Raw genomic sequence first — 22,868 nt, forward strand, 5'->3', positions numbered from 1 at the left:
TCAGTTGATAACATGGTTTTTTACTACTTAACTACCAGTTGTAATTCATGTTGAGATAAAAGTTCCGACCTTCTTGGGGTACACCAGTGGAAGATAGATATGGCTTATCAAATGCATTTTTCATTGTGAGAGTCGAACTTAACCCTTTTATGAATTGATCTGCTTGGTAATTCACATAGAAATCATGAATGCTATAGCCCGCATATTGAATGACTTCTTTATGATAGCGGTCTAATCCTTTATCAGACCTGTGATGCCACTTTTTATATTTATCGTTACCTTGAAGTTGCGTTCTTGCAGAGAATTCCCCTATCCAACCTAGAGTAAAGCCAGTACTAGCAACCGGTACATTGAATCGAGCCGTTAGTGTTTCAGGGCGTATAGATGAAAGAGAATAATGTGAGCCGTCTTCTCTACCTGTGGTTTTATTGTGATTGATATTTAACTCAAACCACCGTGTTCTGTAGCTTATAAAGCTATCGATGCCATAAATGGATGCGCTGGGGATATTGATATAATAAAGTTCATCTGGGAACCATTGGCCATATCTTGGCGTATAAAGACCTTCAAGGGCAATATGGTTTTTAGCTTTGGTCTTAAAGTAGGTTGAACCGAATTGAAGGTCGCTATTATCAATAAATACCCCATCAAAACTGATTTTTATACCTGTTTCGAGGGTTCTATTCGTTTCTGGACGTAAATCAGGCGATGGGCGAAAGTTCGAGGGAGTGCCAAAAAAGGGTATAGTGAAATGGTTTGAATTGTTATAAAGCTCGGACATACGTGGGGTACGGTATGCTTCAGCGTATGATGAGTAAAGATTGAGCCAATGGGTTGGAGTAATACTAACAGCCATACGGGATGACAAGTTGATATGTTTATTTTCAGGGAAATTATTCCTCGATGCACGGTATTGTGTAAAGCGCGTTCCAATTGATAAAGTTAACGGTAATTGATGCAATGTCATGTCATTGGCTAACCAGCCAGACAGGTTATCAAGTTCTGCTGGTGGATAACTTATTGCATACTGATTTGACGTTTGCTTTTGCTGATAATATTCGAAACCACTTTGAATATGATGATTTACCCAGTTATACATAGGTAAAGTGAAGCTATTAGTAAATTTAGTCCCATAGGTATATTGATTTCGCGTTTCAGAGCCATACTCTTTTGGTTTGCTCTTGATCTTAACTGTATCAGTTTGATCTAAATATAAATCTGTATAATAAATATCCCACTGGGCTTGCCAATTTACCTCATTTTTGGGTGTAAAAAATTGGCTAATGGCAACATCTCGCTGATGGCTTTGTCTTTCATGCGGTGTATTTGGATATCTATTTTTTTCTGAAGGTTTAGCGGGTTGTTTTACCCCTAAACTGTTGTTGCGGTATTCTTTTAATTGTAACGTCAAGTTATATGAAGGGTGGGCAAGCCAGCTGCTTTTGAGCATCCAGTTGCTTAGCTGTTCAGTATTATCAACCTCTTCAAACTCGGGTGAGCCGAGTAGGTGCTTTTTACGTTGACTATAGGTAAACAGAGTATCTGTTGATTCAGTTCTGCCTAATAGCGTTGCACCTGCATAGTAACCGTGATCATTACGGTTAATACCGCTAAAGACCTGACCACCGATTTTTTGCCCTGGTTTTAATATGTCAGCTGCATTTATTGTTTTGAATGATACGACTCCGGCTAACGCGCCGCCTCCATGATGTACAGATGATGCGCCTTTATGGACGTAGACTTTTTTTACTAAGGTGGGGTCAATAAATGTAGTTTCATATAAGCCGGAATAAAAGTCTTGGGTGATATTATCAACGGTGACTTTAACACCTCGTGAATCATAACCCCGCATTTGAATGCCCTGGCCATAAGTGCTATTGGAACCAGAAACAAATACCCCAGCTTGGCCTTTTAGTAAATCTAAGGCGGATGTCGCAGATTGATATTCAGGTGCTTTTGCATCAATTACATCGACTTGTTCTGCTACAGCGATATTTTCTAAACTAAGAGGTGAGGTCGAAACGTGAATAATGTCGCGGGTATCCGCTTTGGGAGTCGATAAATTTTCAGCCAAGACGGTGTTGCTAAACCCGGTCATTACAACGGTGGCAGCAATAGCTGAGAGTGATATTTTATGATCTTGATGGATTGATGCAGGCATCGATTTAAACAGCATAGGAAATCCTTTCCTTTGGTTTCAGAATTTGCTGGCTGCCTGGATAAATAATCTGGGTGGCATGCAATAAATATTTATGTAACTCATTTATTTATTAGAACTATTTAGCCCTGTAATGTCGTAGCGAATAATGGGCTAGGCTACAGAAGTTCTAACGGATAAATTAGTTTGTAGTGAGAATTATTATCGTTGGTGTGAGGTGGGTCAAGGATTTTTTGGATTAAAATTCTGCATTTATTTTATTAATTAGATTATTATATTATTTAATCATGCATTAAATGATAATTATTTTTTTTGTAAATATAAAAGCCCTTTAGTTTCTATGTTCACTAAAGGGCTCATAATAAAAAAATTGGAATGATTTGGCTTATTTAAAGCGTGACTCAACAGCTTGAGCAAGAATTTCAATAAGTTGTTCGGTATCTTCCCAGCCAAGACATGGGTCGGTAATAGATTGGCCATAAACTAACGGTTGGTCAGAAACCACTTTTTGTGTGCCTTCAACTAAGAAGCTTTCTGCCATCACTCCACTGATAGCGGTCGAGCCATCTTTTATTTGTTCAGCGATGTCTCGTGCAACTTCGAGTTGGCGACGATGAATTTTTTGGCAATTGCCGTGACTGAAGTCGACCACCAAATGCTCCGGTAATTCGAATTTACGCAGTTTGTCACAGGCTGCAGCTAAGTCACCAGCCGTGTAATTAGGCTGTTTACCGCCACGCATAATTATATGGCCATGGGGGTTACCACTGGTTTGGTAAATGGTCATTTGGCCGTTCTTATCCGGCGATAAAAACATATGCTGCGCCTTTGCAGCTCTTATCGCATCAATAGCAATATTAATATTGCCGTCGGTGCCATTTTTGAAACCTACCGGACAGGACAATGCGGATGCCATTTCACGGTGAATTTGGCTTTCTGTTGTGCGAGCGCCAATTGCTCCCCAACTAATGAGATCGGCAATATATTGGCCCGTGACCATATCAAGGAATTCGGTTGCCGTGGCTAACCCTAATTGGTTAACTTCAATCAATAATTTACGAGCTAACCGGATACCAGTGTTGACTTGGCAAGAATTATCGAGGTTAGGATCAGAAATTAACCCTTTCCAACCAACGACAGTACGTGGTTTTTCAAAGTAAGTTCGCATGACGATTTCTAAATGGTCTTGATGACGCTCTCTTAACACATTTAGTCTTTTAGCGTATTCAATAGCGGCATCAATGTCATGAATGGAACAAGGGCCGATAATGACCAGTAAACGTGGGTCTTGGCCGGATAATATCTGTTCTATGCGTTTTCGTGACGCTGTCACGTTTTCAGCGACTTTTTGGGAAATAGGAAACTCATCAGCAAGAGTTTGTGGGGTAATTAAACTGTCCACTCTCGCAGTACGTAATTCATCAGTTTTGTGCATTTTCTTTCTCAAAGAACTTTAATAGGCGTATGCCCTATAAGTGATTAAGATCACAATAAACGAATATGGCTTAATTTCAACCTCCAACTTAGCAGGAATGAATATTTTTTTTATTTGTATTCATTAAAAGATTCGTCTTTGTAAGCCCATGGTATCAATCACTTTTGCTGAAATTTCTTCAACAGAATAGTTAGTTGTATTTAAGTAGTTGATTTTATTTTGTCTAAATAAAGCTTCCACTTCAGCTATCTCAATACGGCATTGCCTTATGGATGCATAACGGCTATTTTCACGGCGCTCTTCGCGGATAGCTGCTAGCCGTTCAGGGCTAATAGTTAAACCAAACAATTTATGTGTATATGGGCGTAATGCTGCAGGTAATTGTAAATTATCCATATCATCAGCCGTAAATGGGTAATTTGCCGCTTGGATACCAAATTGCATCGCTAAGTAGAGGCTTGTTGGCGTTTTGCCACAACGTGAAACACCAATTAGTATCACTTGAGCTTGGTCTAAATTTCGTAAAGAAATCCCATCGTCGTGAGCCAGTGTGTATTCAATAGCAGCTATACGTGCATCATATTGATTCATATTTTGCATAGATAGGCCATGGGTTCGGTTGAGTTTTGGCTCAGGTTCTAGGCCGACTTCCTTCTGAATTGGGGCGACTAGACTTTGGACGATATCTTGGCAAAAACCTGCACTCTGGGTAATGATTTGCTTAACTTCAGGGGAGATAATCGAATAGAACACTAAAGGACGCAACTGGGTTTCTTCGAAGATAATATCTATTTTTTGCTTAATTTCATGTGCACGAGCTTCGCTTGTTACAAACGGCAGAGTATAAGAAATAAATGACAGAGGAAATTGAGAAAGTACGGCGTGCCCCAAAGTTTCAGCGGTTATCGCTGTTCCATCAGAAATAAAAAAAACAGTACGTTGAACTTGGCTTACCATATTATTCATTGCTCCTAATTCGCTCATCATTATTCGTCTCTATTGTATTTATCACTGGATATTGGGAAATATTATCTTTGTTTAAAGTTTAAAAATTAGTTTATAGGGGAAACTATAGCCATTTTTTGAACGATTTTTAGAACAAAAAAGTTTTCTTCAGTGATGGAACGATTCACCAGTCCATCTTCTCTTAGCGTCTGTGCTAGTCTATTTCACGAGGCGAAATTTCGCCAACGAGATTTTTTACGATTTGTACTCTGTCACTAAATTGCTATAAAAGGATCGCTTTCAATGTCCACAAATGGCCTCACTCCGTGTAATGTACTTTGGTATAACCAATTAGGGATGAATGATGTTGACCGTGTCGGGGGCAAAAATGCTTCTCTCGGTGAAATGATCACTAACTTATCTGATCTGGGAGTATCCGTACCTAACGGTTTCGCGACAACCGCACAGGCGTTTAATGATTTTCTGGAGCAGAGCGGTGTAAATCAACGCATTTATAACCTGCTAGATGAAACGGATATTGATGATGTGAACCAACTGGCTGTAGCAGGTGCTCAGATCCGTCAATGGGTGATTGATACACCATTGACGAAGGAGTTGGAACAAGATATTCGTGATGCTTTCGCACAACTGTCAGAAGGTGAAGCGGAAGCTTCATTTGCTGTCCGCTCATCGGCAACTGCTGAGGACATGCCTGACGCTTCGTTTGCAGGGCAACAGGAAACATTCCTTAACGTTCAAGGAATTGACGCTGTATTAGTTGCGATTAAACACGTTTTTGCTTCATTGTTTAATGACCGTGCGATTTCATATCGTGTTCACCAAGGTTATGATCACCGCGGTGTAGCACTGTCCGCGGGCGTTCAACGCATGGTACGTTCAGATTTAGCCTCATCGGGTGTTATGTTTACGATTGATACTGAATCGGGCTTCGACCAAGTCGTATTTATTACCTCTGCGTATGGTTTAGGTGAGATGGTGGTGCAAGGCGCCGTGAATCCAGACGAGTTTTATGTCCATAAACCAACGTTAGCCAATAACCGTCCTGCAATTGTGCGCCGTACCCTGGGCTCTAAAAAATTACAAATGGTGTACGCCAACAGTAAAGAGCACGGTAAACAAGTACAAATTGAAGATGTGCCAGAAGCACTACGCAATCGTTTCTCTTTAACTGATCTCGAAGTGGAAGAGCTTGCACGCCAAGCTATGCAGATTGAAAAGCACTACGGTCGCCCAATGGATATTGAGTGGGCAAAAGATGGTCATAATGGGCGTTTGTATATTGTCCAAGCAAGGCCAGAAACCGTTCGCTCTAATCAACAAGTGATGGAGCGTTATCAATTAAAACAACAAGGACAAGTTTTAGTTGAAGGACGTGCAATCGGTCATCGTATTGGCTCTGGGGCTGTTAAAGTCATACATAACTTGAGTGAAATGGATAGAATTCAAGTGGGTGATGTACTCGTTACCGATATGACAGACCCTGATTGGGAGCCTATCATGAAAAAAGCCGCTGCGATTGTTACGAATCGTGGTGGACGTACATGCCATGCTGCGATTATCGCGCGTGAATTAGGCATTCCTGCGGTTGTGGGTTGTGGTGATGCGACTGACCGTTTGCAAGAAGGCCAAGAAGTGACAGTTTCTTGTTCAGAAGGTGATACGGGCTTTGTATACGAAGGTAAACTGGCGTTTGAAATTCACAGTTCTGAAGTGAGTGATATGCCAAATCTAGATGTCAAAATCATGATGAATGTCGGTAACCCTGACCGTGCATTTGATTTTGCTTGCTTACCTAATGAAGGCGTGGGTCTAGCTAGACTTGAGTTTATCATCAATCGTATGATTGGTGTTCACCCAAGGGCATTACTGGAATTTGATCAGCAATCTCCTGAGTTACAAGCAGAAATTCGCCAAATGATGGCGGGCTATGATGACCCGATTGAATTTTATGTCGGTAAATTAACTGAAGGGATTTCTACTCTAGCCGCTGCTTTCTGGCCAAAACGCGTTATTGTCCGTTTATCTGACTTCAAGTCTAATGAATATGCCAACTTAGTCGGTGGGGATATTTATGAACCTGAAGAAGAAAATCCAATGTTAGGTTTCCGTGGTGCAGGGCGCTATGTATCTGACAGCTTCCGTGCCTGTTTTGCATTGGAATGCGAAGCGGTTAAACGTGTTCGCAACACTATGGGATTAACGAATGTTGAAGTTATGATCCCATTTGTGCGGACAGTTGCACAAGCTGAGTCTGTAGTTGCTGAGCTGGCTAAACATGATTTGAAACGTGGTGAAAACGGTCTAAAAGTCATTATGATGTGCGAAATTCCATCAAATGCTTTACTGGCAGATCAATTCCTCGAACATTTCGACGGTTTCTCTATCGGTTCGAATGATATGACTCAGTTAACATTAGGTCTTGATAGGGATTCTGGTGTTGTTTCTGAGTTATTTGATGAACGAAACGATGCGGTAAAAGCCATGTTATCTATGGCTATACAGGCTGCAAAACGACAAAACAAATATGTAGGTATTTGTGGTCAAGGGCCATCCGACCATCAAGATTTTGCTCAATGGCTGGTAGATGAAGGTATTGATAGTTTATCTTTGAATCCAGATACCGTGGTACAAACATGGCTGACGATAGCTGAGAATCAATAGTTATCTCGTTTTTTAATCATCAAGGCTGAATGTGAATAACATTCAGCCTTCGCATTTATTTGATTAAAATTACCTATTAAAGAAATTGATTAATACTATTATTAATAGGTTGATAGCAAACAGTTCTAAATAAATATTCATATAATACTTTTTAGGTATAAATAAAAAAAGAATATAATTACTCTTATTTTGTGTATTTAGTTTGGGCAGAAAATATACCTTAAATAGAAATAACGAAATTTATTTAATTATATAACGCTAAAGGAGTATGAAAACTGCTAGTTATGTCAAAAATTGATATTAATCAATAATTATAAAGTGATGTTCTGATTACGATATGAATAATATTCATATTAAATGAAGATAAAAAAAAAGCCTATCATGGGCTGACAGGCAAAGACTACACACAGCAATTCAGTTAAATAAAGCGACGCCTAAAAAGGGAGGGGCATAGCTTTTTATATCCATATGATTCAATAATAGAATATTAAACTATTCATATTATACAATCATTAAGAACACTCTCAATATTAATATTACTCATTGTTACTTAAAGAGAATTAATTCAATAGATTTATGTTAACATAAATTAGACTAAATACTAACGTTAGAATGTTAAATATTGTTTCTAAATATTAATGGAGCAATACTTATTAAGTTAGCAGGCATGTCTTGCTTGAACATGCCTGCTACTAATCAACTACGTACTACTTTTTAATCGAAAACTCTTCTTCTAGAAATTTTTCAGTTTCTGTTAAGTCTTCACTTGGAACTGCAACCTCATTCATCCAAGCTTTTAATAAGCTATATGAAACGGCTAATACAACAGGGCCAATAAACAAACCAATCATGCCAAATGATAAAATTCCACCAATAACACCAACAAGGATCAGAACCATTGGTAAGTCAGCCCCCATTTTAATGAGCCATGGGCGAAGAACGCCATCCATAGTGGCAACAACGGCGGCCCATATAGCAAGAATAATTCCCCATGTCGTATCACCTGTCCAAAATAGCCAAATGACGGATGGCACCATAATGAGTAGAGGCCCCAATTGCGCCACACAGCATATAAACAACAAGACAGTTAAGATGGCCGCATAACCAATACCCGACAAGGCAAGTCCAATTCCTCCGACGATGGCTTGAATTAGCGCGGTGACGACGACACCAAGGGCAACAGCTCGAATAGATTGTGCCGCTAACACGACGGCAGCATCCCCACGGATCCCTGCGAGACGGACCGCAAAGTGACGGATGCTAACCATGACAGATTCGCCTTTAAGGTAGAGCAATCCACTAAATAGCAGCATTAGCATCAAGTGAAAAACAAATCTTCCTGCGCTAATGGCCTGTGTAGCAAACCAGCCAGCAGCTTGGCCAAAATAGGGTTGAATTTTAGCAAGTAAAGCATTCCCCCCACTGGCGACTAAGCTATGCCATGCATAGTAAATTTTCTCACCCACCATTGGAATGGTATTGAGCCATTCTAAATCAGGCAATGTTAGGCTTGACGGCGATTTCGCTAAATCAATAAGTGGTGTGCTATTTTCAATGATACTGCCAATTAGAATACCCAATGGAATAACGAACAGCAGTAATATAAGAAGAACCATCACCAATGTAGCTAACCAGCGCTTATGCCATAAGCGAGCTTCCAGTCTTAATAATAGTGGCCAAGTAGCAATTACCATCATTCCAGCCCATACAAAGCCAAGAATAAATGGATTAAGTACCCAAAAGCAGGCTGCTATCATTAAAACGATGGATAATAGGCCGAAAATAAGTTTGGGAAGATCCAAGCGTTTTTGCGATTTTTCCATTAATGACTGGTCCTTTACAAATGAAAATTCTGTGTCTGTGGCAAATTTTTAGGTGAAAATAACGTAATTTTTTTTCACGGTTAAAAAAAACAATATTGTGATATGGTTCATAATGACAATGTCATCAGCGGCTGTGCTGTCTTTACAGGCTGTGAAGGTAACCCATCATAGACCTAAGACACTATTGTGCAACTTAAAATAAAGATAGTACATAACGAGTAATGCGAACACTAAACAACAAGAGTCATCGTTAATAATGATCCCGCGTATATCAGAAGCTCCTCATCTTAGTCATCTAGTTATTGAGTTCTTGCATGAGCTACAAGAACAGGGTTTTACTGGGGATAACGGCACCAGCTATGCTGAGCGTTTATCCATGGCAACAGATAATAGTATTTACCAACTATTACCCCAAGCGGTTGTATTTCCGCGTTCGAGTGCAGATGTACAAATTATCACTCGGCTTGCGGGGCAAGCGAAATTTCGTGAGCTTAGCTTTACACCTCGAGGTGGTGGGACGGGAACTAATGGGCAATCCTTAACTGAAGGGATTGTTGTGGATATGTCCCGTTATATGAATAGGATTTTAGAAATAAACCCAGAGCAAGGTTGGGTTAAAGTTGAGGCTGGGGTCATCAAAGACCAATTAAATCAATACCTCAAACCTTACGGTTATTTCTTTTCGCCGGAGCTATCTACCAGCAACCGAGCAACATTAGGTGGAATGATCAACACTGACGCATCAGGTCAAGGCTCATTAGTATATGGTAAAACCTCTGATCACGTGTTAGGCGTTAAAGCCATGGTGTTAGGTGGAGAATGCCTAGATACACATGCTATGCCTATCGAACTCGCCCAAACGATTGCGTCAGAAGATTCAACAGTGGGGCGTATATATAAAACAGTATTAGAACGCTGTTTAGAGCAACGTCCATTAATTGAAGAAAAATTTCCCAAGTTAAATCGTTTCCTGACAGGGTATGATTTACGTCATGTATTTAATGATGAACTAACAGAATTTGACCTTACCCGTATCTTGACTGGGTCTGAAGGGTCTTTAGCCTTTATTACCGAGGCGACGCTTGATATCACACCTTTGCCAAAAGTACGCCGCTTAGTAAACGTCAAATATGACTCTTTTGAGTCCGCATTGCGTAATGCACCTTTTATGGTTGATGCAAAAGCCTTGTCCGTTGAAACAGTTGACTCGAAAGTATTGAATTTAGCGCGTGAAGATATTGTTTGGCACTCTGTTAAAGCATTGATTACTGACATTCCAAATAAGGAAATGTTGGGGCTGAATATTGTTGAGTTTAGTGGTGATGATGAAGCGGAAATTAACCAATTAACTGAAAGCCTTTGTCAGCGGCTTGATGAGTTAATGGCGAATAACCAAGCCGGCGTGATTGGTTATCAAACCTGTCATGACCTTGAAGATATTACGCGCATTTATAACATGCGTAAAAAAGCAGTTGGGCTGTTAGGGAACAGCAAGGGGGCTGCAAAGCCAATTCCGTTTGTTGAGGATACTTGTGTTCCTCCTGAGCATCTTGCTGATTATATAGTGGAATTCCGTGCATTATTAGACAGTCACAACTTGAATTATGGCATGTTTGGTCACGTGGACGCAGGGGTATTACATGTCCGTCCTGCGCTTGATATGTGTGATCCGCAGCAAGAAGTATTGATGAAACAAATTTCTGATGAAATTGTGGCATTAACCGCTAAATATGGTGGGCTTTTGTGGGGGGAACATGGTAAAGGTTTCCGCGCGCAATATAGTCCTGAATTTTTTGGCGATGTATTATACGGTGAGCTTCGGAATATTAAAGCGGCATTTGACCCCGATAACCGTTTGAATCCAGGTAAAATTTGCCCACCTGCGGGGTTGGATGCACCGATGAAGCAGGTTGATGACATCAAGCGAGGAACGTATGACCGGCAAATTCCAGTCCAAATGCGCCAAGAGTTCCGTGGTGCTATGGAGTGTAATGGCAATGGGCTGTGTTTCAATTTTGATGTAAAGAGCCCAATGTGCCCATCGATGAAGGTGAGTGGTCAACGAGTCCATTCTCCGAAAGGCCGTGCGACACTTGTTCGTGAATGGTTAAGGTTGCTAGCGGAACAAGGCGTTACACCCGAACACCTTGAAAAAGGAATTACGCACAACCAGCCTTCATTAAGAGGCTTAATCGAGAAAACCCGTAATACTTGGCGTGCGAAGCAAGGGGATTATGATTTTTCTCATGAAGTGAAAGCTTCAATGGCTGGGTGCCTAGCCTGTAAAGCCTGCTCAACACAATGCCCGATTAAAATTGATGTGCCATCATTTAGAGCTAAATTTTTAGCATTGTATCATGGGCGTTATTTGCGACCTATTCGGGACCATATTGTTGCAAACGTCGAAGCGAGTGCACCAATACTTTCCAAGGTACCTAGCGTATTTAATTTCTTTTTACGTCAACCGGTGGTGCAAAAACTGAGCCAACACACCATTGGTATGGTGGATTTACCGTTATTTTCTCAACCCACATTAAAACAAGAACTTTCAGGCCATGCCGCGGTTTCTGTTACGCTTGAACAACTTGAAAGTATGGCGGATTCACAGCGTGAAAAATATGTGCTGGTGGTTCAAGACCCTTTCACTAGCTATTACGATGCCAAAGTGGTGGCAGATTTTGTTCGCTTAATTGAAAAGTTAGGCCTTAAACCTGTATTGTTACCGTTTTCACCGAATGGAAAAGCGCAACACATCAAAGGCTTTTTAGCGAAATTTGCTAAAACAGCTCGCAAGACAGCAGACTTTTTAAATCGAGTGGCAAAATTACAGTTGCCAATGGTCGGTGTTGACCCTGCACTGGTACTTTGTTATCGCGATGAATATCATGAAATTTTAGGCAAAGAACAGTGCCAATTTACGGTGATGTTGGCACATGAGTGGTTAATGACATTGCCTGAACCACACAATGTGCAAGTGGTTTCGACACAACCATGGTATTTTTTCGGTCATTGTACGGAATCAACGGCTTTACCTAATAGTGCGAATCAATGGGCAGCGTTATTTGCTCGCTTTGGGCAAACATTAAATAATGTTAGTGTTGGCTGTTGTGGCATGGCAGGGACTTATGGGCACGAAGTGGCCAATCTTCAAAATTCAAAAGGAATTTATGACTTATCGTGGAAAGGCGCGATGTCTTCTTTGCCAAAAGATCGCTGTTTAAGTTCAGGTTATTCTTGCCGTAGCCAAGTTAAGCGAATGGAAAATGTATCGATAAAACATCCGATTCAAGCCTTGCTGGAGATAGTTTAATGATTTGGAAACGTCAATTTAATTTGCAACAACTCGCTGAAATGTCAAAAACCTGCATGTTAGGGCATCTTGGCATTGAAATCACGGCAATTGGAGATGATTATTTAGAGGGAATAATGCCTGTCGATCATCGTACCAAACAGCCTTTTGGGTTATTGCATGGCGGTGCTTCTGTTGTGTTAGCCGAATCCTTGGGTTCAATTGCGGGTTATATGTGCTCGGAAGGGGAACAAAAGGTGGTCGGGTTGGAAATCAATGCAAATCATGTTCGTGCTGCTCGCTCAGGGGTTGTGAAAGGTATTTGTAAGCCTATTCATTTAGGACGTCGCCAGCAAGTGTGGAATATTGAAATTTTCAATGAACAAGGCAAATTGTGTTGTACTTCTCGCCTGACAACTGCGGTATTATTTGAATAATAACCATTCTACATATAGGGTTTTTTGGCTAATTAAATGCCAGAACACCCTATAAAACCCTTATTTCTGTATGGTTATAAGGCCATTCTTTCTATAAATTCATTTTTTATCAAGTTAATTAAGTTGTATAATAAATGCATCTTTATTAATTTGTGTCATTTAAGTGTATTATTTAGTACAAATTTAAATAAAAAACACAACTCTACTTATTCATTATTTATCAATGGGTTGATCTTATTTTGCTAGGTGCTTGTTTGTTTTTTAACCTGATGATGAGCAAGAAAAGAGCTAAAATAGCTATAACCTCTTAAAACAAATGGTTGAAGTCAATTAGCTAATCATTACCATAGGGTAGGCAGAGTTAATCTCCTGATAACAGGCTGAAAAGCCATAAGAAATGTGGGGTCAATATGACTGACGGTGTAGAGACATTTTCATTTGATGAAAACAATTGGCAGGGAGTTAGCCTGACACAAAGCGCTGCAAAACAAATCAAAAAATTGATGGTGCAAAACCCAAACGCTAAAGGGCTTTCACTTGGCGTAAAACAGTCCGGCTGCGCGGGTTTTGGTTATGTATTTGAAATGATCGAAAACCCAACAGAGCAACACCTGTTATTTGAACTCGATGGTGCACATCTTTATGTGCCAAAAGAAGCAATGCCATTTATTGATGGCACAGTCGTTGATTTTGTCCAAGAAGGGCTGAATCAAATTTTCAAATTCAATAACCCGAAAGCCCAACATGCCTGTGGGTGTGGTGAAAGCTTCGGCGTTTAACATGTGAAGTCAGATTATGTCACAGAGCAATGTAGAAGTTGGCGATGATGTTCAAAGCTGGCTTGATGACCAGCGTTATAAAGAAGGCTTCTTTACCGAAGTCGCGACTGATGAAATGGCGAAAGGCATCAACGAAGATGTGATCCGCGCAATTTCAGCAAAACGTAATGAGCCTGAGTGGATGCTCCAATTCCGTCTTGATGCCTTTAATCACTGGAAAGGCATGGAAGAGCCTCATTGGCTTAAAGCGAATTACCCAAATCTCGATTATCAAGACTATAGCTATTATTCTGCGCCATCTTGTGGCTCATGTGATGATACCTGTGGTTCGCAATCTGGTGCAACCCAAGGCACAGGTGTAGCGGAAACCAATAATTATTTAACGGCTGAAGTTGAAGAAGCTTTTAACCAATTGGGTGTTCCTGTACGTGAAGGGAAGGCTGTTGCGGTTGACGCCATTTTTGACTCGGTCTCGGTATCTACAACTTACCGTGATGACTTAGCCAAACATGGGGTTATTTTTTGTTCGTTCAGTGAGGCTATTCAAGAGTACCCTGAACTGGTGCAGAAATATCTCGGGTCAGTCGTTTCGAGCCATGATAACTTTTTTGCGGCATTAAATGCGGCGGTAGCTTCAGATGGTACGTTTGTGTATGTACCAAAAGGCGTACATTGCCCAATGGAGCTATCAACTTATTTTAGGATCAACGCAGCCAAAACAGGCCAGTTTGAGCGTACGATTTTAATTGCCGATGAAGGTAGCTATGTCAGTTATATCGAAGGGTGTTCTGCGCCTGTTCGTGATAGCTATCAGCTCCATGCGGCGGTTGTTGAAGTGATTATTCATAAAGATGCCGAAGTTAAATATTCGACTGTCCAAAACTGGTTCTCCGGTGGAGATAGCGAAGCCGGTGGGATCCTGAACTTTGTGACTAAGCGTGCATTGTGTGAAGGTGAAAATTCAAAAATGTCATGGACGCAGTCAGAAACTGGCTCTGCCATCACATGGAAATACCCAAGCGTTATCCTTAAAGGGGATAACTCTGTCGGTGAGTTTTTCTCTGTTGCATTAACAAATGGTAATCAGCAAGCAGATACCGGAACGAAAATGATCCATATTGGGAAAAACACCCGTTCAACGATTATTTCTAAAGGTATTTCAGCAGGTAAAAGCCAAAACAGTTATCGCGGTTTAGTGAAAATTTTACCAAGTGCACATAATGCTCGTAACTTTACCCAATGTGACTCTATGTTAATTGGTACACAGTGCGGTGCACATACTTTCCCGTATGTGGAAGTTAAAAATAATACGGCACAGCTCGAACATGAAGCGACAACCTCACGTATTGGAGAAGACCAGTTATTTTACTGTTTACAACGTGGTATCAGCGAAGACGATGCGATATCAATGATTGTAAATGGTTTCTGTAAAGATGTGTTCTCGGAGCTTCCATTAGAATTTGCCGTAGAAGCACAAAAATTACTGGCAATCAGCTTAGAGCACAGTGTTGGTTGATCCTAATCGAGTTTATTTGCGCTAAGGCGCTAAAGGCATGTAAATATGTTAAGTGTTAAAGATTTACACGTGAGTGTAGAAGGTAATGAGATTTTAAAAGGGTTATCTCTGGAAGTAAAACCAGGGGAAGTTCACGCCATCATGGGCCCAAATGGCTCTGGTAAAAGTACATTATCAGCCACACTTGCTGGCCGCGAAGAGTATGAAATTGATAGCGGTGAAGTGACGTTTAAAGGTAAAGACCTGTTTGAGTTAGATCCAGAAGAGCGTGCAGGGGAAGGCGTTTTCCTCGCATTCCAATACCCTGTTGAAATTCCAGGGGTCAGTAACCAATTTTTCTTACAAACCGCCGTTAATGCGGTCAGAGAATATCGCCAGCAAGAAGCATTAGATCGTTTTGATTTCCAAGATTTTATTGAAGATAAAATCAAATTATTAGAAATGCCAGAAGATTTACTTGCTCGTTCTGTTAACGTGGGTTTTTCCGGTGGTGAGAAAAAACGTAACGATATCTTGCAGATGGCAGCTCTAGAGCCTCAATTGTGTATTCTTGATGAAACTGACTCCGGTTTAGATATTGATGCGCTGAAAATTGTGGCTAACGGTGTGAATTCATTACGTTCGCCTGAACGTTCATTTATTATCGTAACCCACTATCAACGCATTTTGGATTATGTAAAGCCTGACTTTGTCCACGTGTTATATCAAGGGAAAATCATCAAATCAGGTGATTTCAGTTTAGCGAAAAAACTGGAGGAGCAGGGTTATGGCTGGCTTATTGACCAACAGTGAAAGAGCACAAAAACGTGCTGAAGTTGCAAAGCTCAATGAGCAAGCAATGTCACGTTTTTCTGAATTGTTTGAGCAACGACACGGTGTGAATTCTCAACATGCTAAAACGCATTGGGAAATGGCAAAACAAGTTGGCTTGCCTGAGTTTCGCCATGAAGATTGGCACTATACACCACTAAATACGGTACTTGAGGCTCAGTATCGTTTTAGTGATAGCGATGTTGAAGCAAAAGACTGTGAAGCATTGGCTCTGCCGATTGACGCCTATCGCCTTGTTTTAATTGATGGGCGCTATAGTTCAGTACTAAGCTCCATTGATATGGGGCCATTCCAAGTGTCTTTGCTTGATAACCAAGACTTGCTTCCTTCGCCTGTAAATAGCGAGATTTTCTTGCATTTAACAGAAAGCTTGGCGGTACAACCGTTAGTTGTTCATCTTGCTGCAAATAAAATAGCAGAGAAACCATTGTATCTGCTGAATATTTCAACGGGTAGCAGCGATAAACAAGCTACGAATATTAGCCAGTATCGCTACCATTTAACGTTAGATGCGAACAGCAAAGCTCAAGTGATTGAGCATTATGTCAGTTTGAATGACCAAATGCACATGACGGGCAGCCGTTTAACGGTTGAAGTCGGTGATAATGCAGATTTTAGTCACTTTAAGTTAAATATTGAAAATGGTCAGGCTCAGCATTTTGCTCACAATGATATTGTTATTGGGCGCGATAGTCGGGTGAAAAGTACGAGCTTTTTACTTGGCGCATTATTAACGCGAAACCATACCAGTGCTCGCCTTGATGGTGAAAATACAGAATTTGAACTTAACAGTTTATTGCTGCCTAAAGGCAATGAAATTGCAGATACTCGTACGTATTTAGAGCACAATAAGGGTTACTGTAATAGCCGCCAACTACATAAAGTCATTGCGATGGATAGCAGTAAAGCTGTCTTTAATGGCATGATTAAAGTAGCGCCGAATGCATTAAAAACAGATGGTCAGATGACTAACAATACGTTGTTGTTAGGTGAAAAAGCTGAAATTGATACTAAACCTCAGCTTGAGATTTATGCGGACGACGTAAAGTGTGGTCACGGTGCAACGGTCGGCCGTATTGATGACGAACAACTGTTTTATCTGCGTTCAAGAGGCATTGAGGGTAAAGCAGCAAAACATATGATTATCATCGCATTTGCTGCAGAACTTACAGAATCTATTGAATCGGAAGAGTTAAAACACGCTGTGATGGCAAACATCCGCCAGCGCTTAGCGGAGGTTTAATCCCCATGCTATTCAATGTCGCTTCAGTCAGGCAGGATTTTCCTGCCTTATCTCAGTTTGTCAATAATCATCCATTAGTCTATTTGGATAGTGCAGCAAGTGCACAAAAGCCTTTTCAAGTCATTGAAAAAGAAAGTGATTTTACGTTGAATCAATATGCTGCGGTTCATCGCGGTATACATACTCTCAGCGCAAATGCTACAACAATGATGGAAGAGGTTCGTCAAAAAGCGGCCGCTTTCATTCACGCAGCTTCAAATGAAGAAATTGTGTTTGTTAAAGGCACAACGGAAGGTATTAACCTAGTAGCAAATAGTTTTGGTCGAAAGTATTTCCATGAAGGGGACAATATTGTCATCACTGAAATGGAACATCATGCGAATATTGTACCTTGGTATATGTTAGCTGAAGAAATTGGTTTTGAAATCCGAGTTATCCCAATTTCTGATGATGGTAGGCTACAGTTAGAGGTATTAAATGATGTCATTGATTCACGTACGCGATTATTGAGCTTTACACATATCTCTAATGTATTGGGAACAGTTAATCCCGTACAGGAGATAATCAAGCAAGCACGAGCAATTGCTGCCTCAAAAGGCGGTGAAATCACGGTATTGGTCGATGGTGCGCAAGGTGCAATGCATCAGCAGGTTGATGTACAAGCCTTAGACTGTGATTTCTATGTGTTTTCAGGTCACAAGCTATATGGCCCGACGGGTATTGGTATCCTTTATGGTAAAAAAGCTATTTTGGATATGATGCCACCATGGGAAGGTGGTGGGGCGATGATCCGCCAAGTCAGCCTGACCAAAGGGATCACTTTTGCTGACGCACCTTGGCGCTTTGAAGCGGGAACACCGAATGTAAGCGCAATTATTGGTTTAGGGGCGGCATTTGATTATTTAAATGCACTAAATTTATCTGATGTATTTGCTCATGAAGCTGAAGTGATGGCTTATGCTTCTAAGAAATTGCAAGAAATACCTTCAGTTATATTATATGGCAATGACCAACGGGAAGGTGTTCTGGCTTTCAATTTAGGCAAGCACCATGCTTATGATGTTGGGTCTTTCCTTGACAGGTATGGCATTGCAATCCGTACTGGGCATCATTGTGCTTTACCATTAATGGAACATTACCAAGTTCCCGCTATGTGCCGCGCTTCTGTAGGGATATACACCACTAAAGAAGAAATCGATTCTTTATGCAATGCGTTACAGCGCATCAAAAAATTGTTAGGCTAAGCACATAAGAAACAGATGGTAAAGGAACTGAGCATGCCCGCATTACCCGATGAAAGTAAGTTATTACGTAATTTCTCTCGCTGTCAGGACTGGGAGGAGCGTTACCTCTATATGATAGAGCTAGGGGGGCGTTTACCTGAACTCTCTGAGGTACAAAGAAGCGATAATAATTTAATCGCTGGATGCCAAAGCCAAGTGTGGATTGATATGCAAAAACAAGCGGACGGTACAATTACGTTTGCAGGTGATAGCGATGCAGCCATCGTTAAAGGGCTAGTTGCAATTGTTATTATTCTTTTTCAAGGTAAAACAGCGCAACAAATATTAGCACTCGATGTGAAGTCATTTTTTGAACAATTAGCATTAGAGCAGCATTTAACACCTTCACGTACTCAAGGTTTGAATGCGATGATCCGCACAATTTTATCGCGAGCGGCACAATTAGTATAATCTTACCGAGGGAGCGTTATGCTCCCTCTCTTATATTTTACTTCTTGGGTATTATTCTTTATCCGAGCAATTCATTAAAGTCATCGTATTTAGTTATCATAAAAAGACTACTTCCATATTAATACTTAATAAAAATATTTATTTAGTATTAAAGATATGAGAGATAGTTGCTATTATGAACAATAATCATTGAATTATTGTAAGAACATTATTTTCCTTGGAGTAGGTATGAAAAGAGTTTTGACGGTGGCAAGTTTGTTTGTCATGAGCGCCTTATTGGCTCCAGCTCAAGCAAAAGAATATCCATTACCTGACAGTAACACTCGACTTATCGGGGAAAATTACACGTATATCGTACCCAATGACGGGCGTCCACTGGAAGCCATTGCCAGTGAGCACCAAATTGGGCTACTAGGCATGCTTGAAGCAAACCCTGGAACGGACCCGTATCTTCCTGAAGCTGGAAAAGAGCTTATCATTCCAGCACAAATGTTGTTACCGTCAACGCCAAGAACCGGAATTGTGATTAACTTAGCAGAGCTGCGTTTATATTATTATCCGGCGAACAGCGAAGAAGTGATTGTTTACCCTATAGGTATTGGCCAATTAGGTCGTGATACACCTGAAATGGTAACTTCAATAAGCCAATCAATTAAAGACCCAACATGGACGCCAACGGCGAACATCCGTAAAAATTATGCTAAAGAAGGTATAACGCTTCCTGCAGTCGTTCCAGCAGGTCCTGAAAACCCAATGGGCTTGTATGCATTACGACTAGCATATGGGCGTGGTGAATATCTGATCCACGGTACTAATGCAGATTTTGGTATTGGTATGCGGGTGAGCTCTGGTTGTATTCGTTTACGTCCTGATGATATTGAAGCGTTATTCAAGACAGTACCAAAAGGAACTCGTGTCCAAGTTATTGATCAGCCTGTAAAATACTCCAAAGAAACTGATGGCAGTTATTACATTGAGGTGCATCAGCCATTATCTCGGACAAGTAATGATGACCCACAAACAATGCCAATCAAACTGACTGACGATTTCAAGCGTTTTCTGGAAAATGAAGGGGTTGATAAGGCTTTAGTAGAAAAAGAGCTAGCAAGGCGTTCTGGGATGCCTGTGCGTGTGAATAATGATCAGGGTAATAGTTCTTCAGACTCTGAAACGCAGCACGAAGGGTTAGTGCCTATTGAACCTTTTACTATTTCACAGCCACAGCCTATCTATGACCATAAAGTCAGCGCAGTGCTTCCTACTAAATATCGCTCTTCCTCTGTAGTTGAATAACTACTCCAAATAATAAGGGCCTATTTTCATAGGCCCTCATAAATACTATTAGCTTCAAAGAAGCGCCGTTTCAACTAGACAACGACCAAATCTAACTTATTTTTTGTAAGTACGAACTTGGTTGTCTAAACGTTGGTTAGCACGTGCTGCTTCTTCTTGAGCTGTCTGTACGTCAGAACGCAGAGACTGAACGTCGTTGCTCAGTTGATCAACTTTACCATTCAGAGTTTGTACGTCTGAAGAGAGTTTTTGCACTTCAGTGCTGTTAGAACAACCCGCTAGTAATGCTGAAGCTAATACGATAGAGCCCAGTACAATTTTAGTACGAATCATTATTTTACCCTCTAGATTGATTTATCTTGAAAATATAAAAAGCAAGTCACCAAACAATAGAGCTAAGACTGTTATTTACAGCTTGCTATATCCCTTTAAAACAACCTAATGAAAATTAGGGTATGGCACTTACTATGTCTTATGCTAGTACTAAATATAAAGTTTTGCTAGAAATACTTTATATTTAGTACTAGGAAAAAGAAGAAAAATTTAAATTAAGATCAATGAAGGTTGTTATTTGACCAATTTGAGTGCGTTTTATGATATTACGCTTAAATAGCAATAAGATATTTACTAGAGAAAATGAAATAAATGAATAGTTACATCAGGGCAGCACTATATGTTAAATTCAAATTAAAAGGCCTGACTCCGATTGAATATCGAAATCAGGCCTTACAAGCCGCTTAACTAAAAGTGTCCAACTTTATGGGTTCACTTCAAGTGATCTCTATCGGCCTTTTAAAAGACAAATAAAATTTAATTACAGCACGTGAACTGAAGAGGTATTGGTTGTACCGCTTTGTACTAACGCACCGGAAACCATCACAACAGCATCACCAGGAACCGCTAATCCACTTTCTAGAGCTGCGAGTTTACCTTCACGATAAAAGTCATCTGTAGATGTAAATCCACCAACTATCATTGGGATCACACCTTTTACTAACAATAACTGACGTGCAGTTTCTTCATTAGTCGTTAACGCGAGGATTGGTGCAGTAGGGAAATATTTACGAACAGACTTAGCAGACTTACCGCCGTAGGTTGCTACAACGATTAGTGGAACATCTAATTTTTCAGACATTTCCACTGCACCACGACATACAGCCTCAGTGACACGTAGGCGTTGGCTTGGTTTTTGATTATCGATACGAGTTTGCATGATGCGGTCAGTACGCTCACAGATAGTCGCCATAATAGTTACGGCTTCTACAGGGTATTTACCTTTCGCACTTTCACCTGAAAGCATAACTGCATCAGTACCATCCAAAATAGCATTGGCTACGTCACCCGCTTCTGCACGAGTAGGGCGTGGGTTTTTGATCATTGAATCTAACATTTGTGTAGCAGTAATCACGACTTTACGCGCAGCAACACATTTTTCAATCATCATTTTTTGGGCGAAAATAACTTCTTCAACCGGGATTTCGACCCCTAAGTCACCGCGAGCAACCATGATGCCGTCAGAGGCTTCTAAAATCTCATCAAAATTATTCAAACCTTCTTGGTTTTCAATTTTAGAAATGATTTGGATGTTCTCACCACCATGTTTTTTCAGGTGAGCTCGAATTTCTTCGACATCTGAGCGTTTACGAATAAATGAAGCAGCAACAAAATCAACACCTTGTTGGCAACCAAAAACTAAATCTTCTTTATCTTTCTCTGCTAATGCAGGTAAGCCAATAGAAACGCCTGGCAGGTTAACCCCTTTTTTCTCTCCGAGGTCACCGTTATTTAAAACTTCACAAACGACTTCAGTTGCAGTGACATTAGTCACTTTCATGCCAATTAAGCCATCATCAACTAATACGGTATTGCCAACTTTTAAATCTGAAGTTAAGCCTGCATAGGTCACGGCAACTTTATCTTTATTGCCTACAACAGAGGTATCGGTAGTAAATGTAAAAGTTTGACCCGCAACGAGAGAAACATCGTTACCACCTTCCAATTTCATGGTGCGAATTTCAGGGCCTTTGGTATCTAGCAGAATAGCTGCTTGTTTGCCGGTTTTGGCACAAACAGAACGAAGGTTTTTGATTCGTTGACCATGTTCTTCATAGTCACCGTGAGAAAAGTTGAGGCGCATGACATTCATGCCAGCATCAAGAAGTTGGGTCAGTTTTTCTTCTGATTCGGTTTTTGGACCGATAGTACAAACAATTTTGGTTTTTTTCATGGCAGTCTATCTAATGTTATAAAGGAAATCGGTATTGTCGCCGATGCTTAGTACATTTTATAAATCGTACGCATGGTAAATTTTGTTGCGCAACTCATTTATAAGAATAGGCGACAGTCTGGTGTTTAATGCATTTTTACACTTAAATTTGTCACATTTTGTTTCTTATTATAGTGTAGATGACAAATTCAATTAAAGCTAACGTATTGATTTACTACTGGTGAAACCTTTCAGCCAACGTGAGTATTATAGACAACAAAAAACTGTGAGACAAATCAAATTTTACTAAATTGAGAGAAGAGACCATTCAGATCAAAAATTCATTTAAAATTAAGGAAGTTAATTTGTTGCGCAACAAATTAAGGGAATAATAATAGACAATCAAGAGAAATTTTAGGTAGCAGGGAGATAAATAAAATGGTGCGTCCGAGTAGACTCGAACTACCGACCCCCACCATGTCAAGGTGGTGCTCTAACCAACTGAGCTACGGACGCACTGGAAAATTTGATTGTGTT

16 protein-coding genes and 1 tRNA gene are annotated in these 22,868 nt (G+C 40.4%); 10 read left to right on the forward strand and 7 right to left on the reverse strand.

Annotated features, from left to right (window positions below):
- Positions 1–31 precede the first annotated feature (31 nt).
- The 3 genes from PSF31_RS06580 to ppsR form a co-directional block, all read right to left on the reverse strand.
- Positions 32–2,176 (reverse strand): TonB-dependent receptor domain-containing protein, encoded by a 2,145-nt coding sequence (locus PSF31_RS06580; protein ID WP_096863963.1) that lies wholly within the window; start codon positions 2,174–2,176, stop codon positions 32–34.
- A gap of 367 nt (positions 2,177–2,543) precedes the next feature.
- Positions 2,544–3,593, reverse strand: coding sequence for a 3-deoxy-7-phosphoheptulonate synthase (locus PSF31_RS06585; RefSeq protein ID WP_096863964.1), 1,050 nt, complete (start codon positions 3,591–3,593; stop codon positions 2,544–2,546).
- A 123-nt stretch (positions 3,594–3,716) separates the two neighbouring features.
- Positions 3,717–4,580 (reverse strand): posphoenolpyruvate synthetase regulatory kinase/phosphorylase PpsR, encoded by an 864-nt coding sequence (gene ppsR, locus PSF31_RS06590; protein ID WP_004263762.1) that lies wholly within the window; start codon positions 4,578–4,580, stop codon positions 3,717–3,719.
- A 261-nt stretch (positions 4,581–4,841) separates the two neighbouring features.
- Here ppsR and ppsA point away from each other — a divergent pair, with 261 nt between their 5' ends.
- Complete coding sequence (gene ppsA / locus PSF31_RS06595) at positions 4,842–7,220, forward strand: phosphoenolpyruvate synthase (protein WP_096863965.1); 2,379 nt, start codon at positions 4,842–4,844, stop codon at positions 7,218–7,220.
- A 707-nt stretch (positions 7,221–7,927) separates the two neighbouring features.
- Here the strand turns inward: ppsA and ydiK are convergent.
- Positions 7,928–9,043 (reverse strand): AI-2E family transporter YdiK, encoded by a 1,116-nt coding sequence (ydiK, locus tag PSF31_RS06600; protein WP_004263767.1) that lies wholly within the window; start codon positions 9,041–9,043, stop codon positions 7,928–7,930.
- Between the two features lie 256 nt (positions 9,044–9,299).
- Here ydiK and ydiJ point away from each other — a divergent pair, with 256 nt between their 5' ends.
- The 9 genes from ydiJ to PSF31_RS06645 all read left to right on the forward strand — a co-directional run bounded on the left by ydiJ (position 9,300) and on the right by PSF31_RS06645 (position 20,125).
- Positions 9,300–12,353: a D-2-hydroxyglutarate dehydrogenase YdiJ gene (gene ydiJ / locus PSF31_RS06605; protein WP_096863966.1), complete on the forward strand. Its 3,054-nt coding sequence runs from the start codon at positions 9,300–9,302 to the stop codon at positions 12,351–12,353.
- Entirely contained in the window at positions 12,353–12,769 is a 417-nt protein-coding gene (gene menI / locus PSF31_RS06610; protein WP_094961759.1) for a 1,4-dihydroxy-2-naphthoyl-CoA hydrolase, read from the forward strand. Before ydiJ ends, menI begins: the two co-directional genes overlap by 1 nt.
- 410 nt (positions 12,770–13,179) lie before the next feature.
- Entirely contained in the window at positions 13,180–13,548 is a 369-nt protein-coding gene (gene sufA / locus PSF31_RS06615; protein ID WP_096863967.1) for a Fe-S cluster assembly scaffold SufA, read from the forward strand.
- Between the two features lie 16 nt (positions 13,549–13,564).
- Complete coding sequence (sufB, locus tag PSF31_RS06620) at positions 13,565–15,064, forward strand: Fe-S cluster assembly protein SufB (RefSeq protein WP_004263774.1); 1,500 nt, start codon at positions 13,565–13,567, stop codon at positions 15,062–15,064.
- 45 nt (positions 15,065–15,109) lie between these two features.
- On the forward strand, positions 15,110–15,856 hold the full coding sequence (gene sufC, locus PSF31_RS06625) for a Fe-S cluster assembly ATPase SufC (protein ID WP_004263776.1): 747 nt from the start codon (positions 15,110–15,112) through the stop codon (positions 15,854–15,856).
- Positions 15,831–17,138: a Fe-S cluster assembly protein SufD gene (gene sufD / locus PSF31_RS06630; RefSeq protein WP_096863968.1), complete on the forward strand. Its 1,308-nt coding sequence runs from the start codon at positions 15,831–15,833 to the stop codon at positions 17,136–17,138. Before sufC ends, sufD begins: the two co-directional genes overlap by 26 nt.
- A 5-nt stretch (positions 17,139–17,143) precedes the next feature.
- Positions 17,144–18,382: a cysteine desulfurase SufS gene (sufS, locus tag PSF31_RS06635; RefSeq protein ID WP_096863969.1), complete on the forward strand. Its 1,239-nt coding sequence runs from the start codon at positions 17,144–17,146 to the stop codon at positions 18,380–18,382.
- Positions 18,383–18,415: 33 nt separating this feature from the next.
- The gene (sufE, locus tag PSF31_RS06640; protein ID WP_096863970.1) at positions 18,416–18,832 is read left to right on the forward strand and encodes a cysteine desulfuration protein SufE; all 417 of its coding nucleotides are present in this window, start codon (positions 18,416–18,418) and stop codon (positions 18,830–18,832) included.
- 228 nt (positions 18,833–19,060) lie between these two features.
- The gene (locus PSF31_RS06645) at positions 19,061–20,125 is read left to right on the forward strand and encodes a L,D-transpeptidase family protein (protein WP_096863971.1); all 1,065 of its coding nucleotides are present in this window, start codon (positions 19,061–19,063) and stop codon (positions 20,123–20,125) included.
- Positions 20,126–20,221: 96 nt separating this feature from the next.
- On the opposite strand, the gene PSF31_RS06650 is transcribed toward PSF31_RS06645, so the two are convergent.
- The 3 genes from PSF31_RS06650 to PSF31_RS06660 all read right to left on the reverse strand — a co-directional run bounded on the left by PSF31_RS06650 (position 20,222) and on the right by PSF31_RS06660 (position 22,847).
- On the reverse strand, positions 20,222–20,458 hold the full coding sequence (locus PSF31_RS06650; RefSeq protein ID WP_004263789.1) for a major outer membrane lipoprotein: 237 nt from the start codon (positions 20,456–20,458) through the stop codon (positions 20,222–20,224).
- Between the two features lie 481 nt (positions 20,459–20,939).
- Positions 20,940–22,352: a pyruvate kinase PykF gene (pykF, locus tag PSF31_RS06655; protein ID WP_164560984.1), complete on the reverse strand. Its 1,413-nt coding sequence runs from the start codon at positions 22,350–22,352 to the stop codon at positions 20,940–20,942.
- A gap of 418 nt (positions 22,353–22,770) precedes the next feature.
- Positions 22,771–22,847: transfer RNA gene (locus PSF31_RS06660), tRNA-Val, on the reverse strand.
- Between the last annotated feature and the right edge of the window lie 21 nt (positions 22,848–22,868).

The sequence above is a fragment of the Providencia sp. PROV156 genome (assembly GCF_028480905.1).
GTDB lineage: Bacteria > Pseudomonadota > Gammaproteobacteria > Enterobacterales > Enterobacteriaceae > Providencia > Providencia hangzhouensis.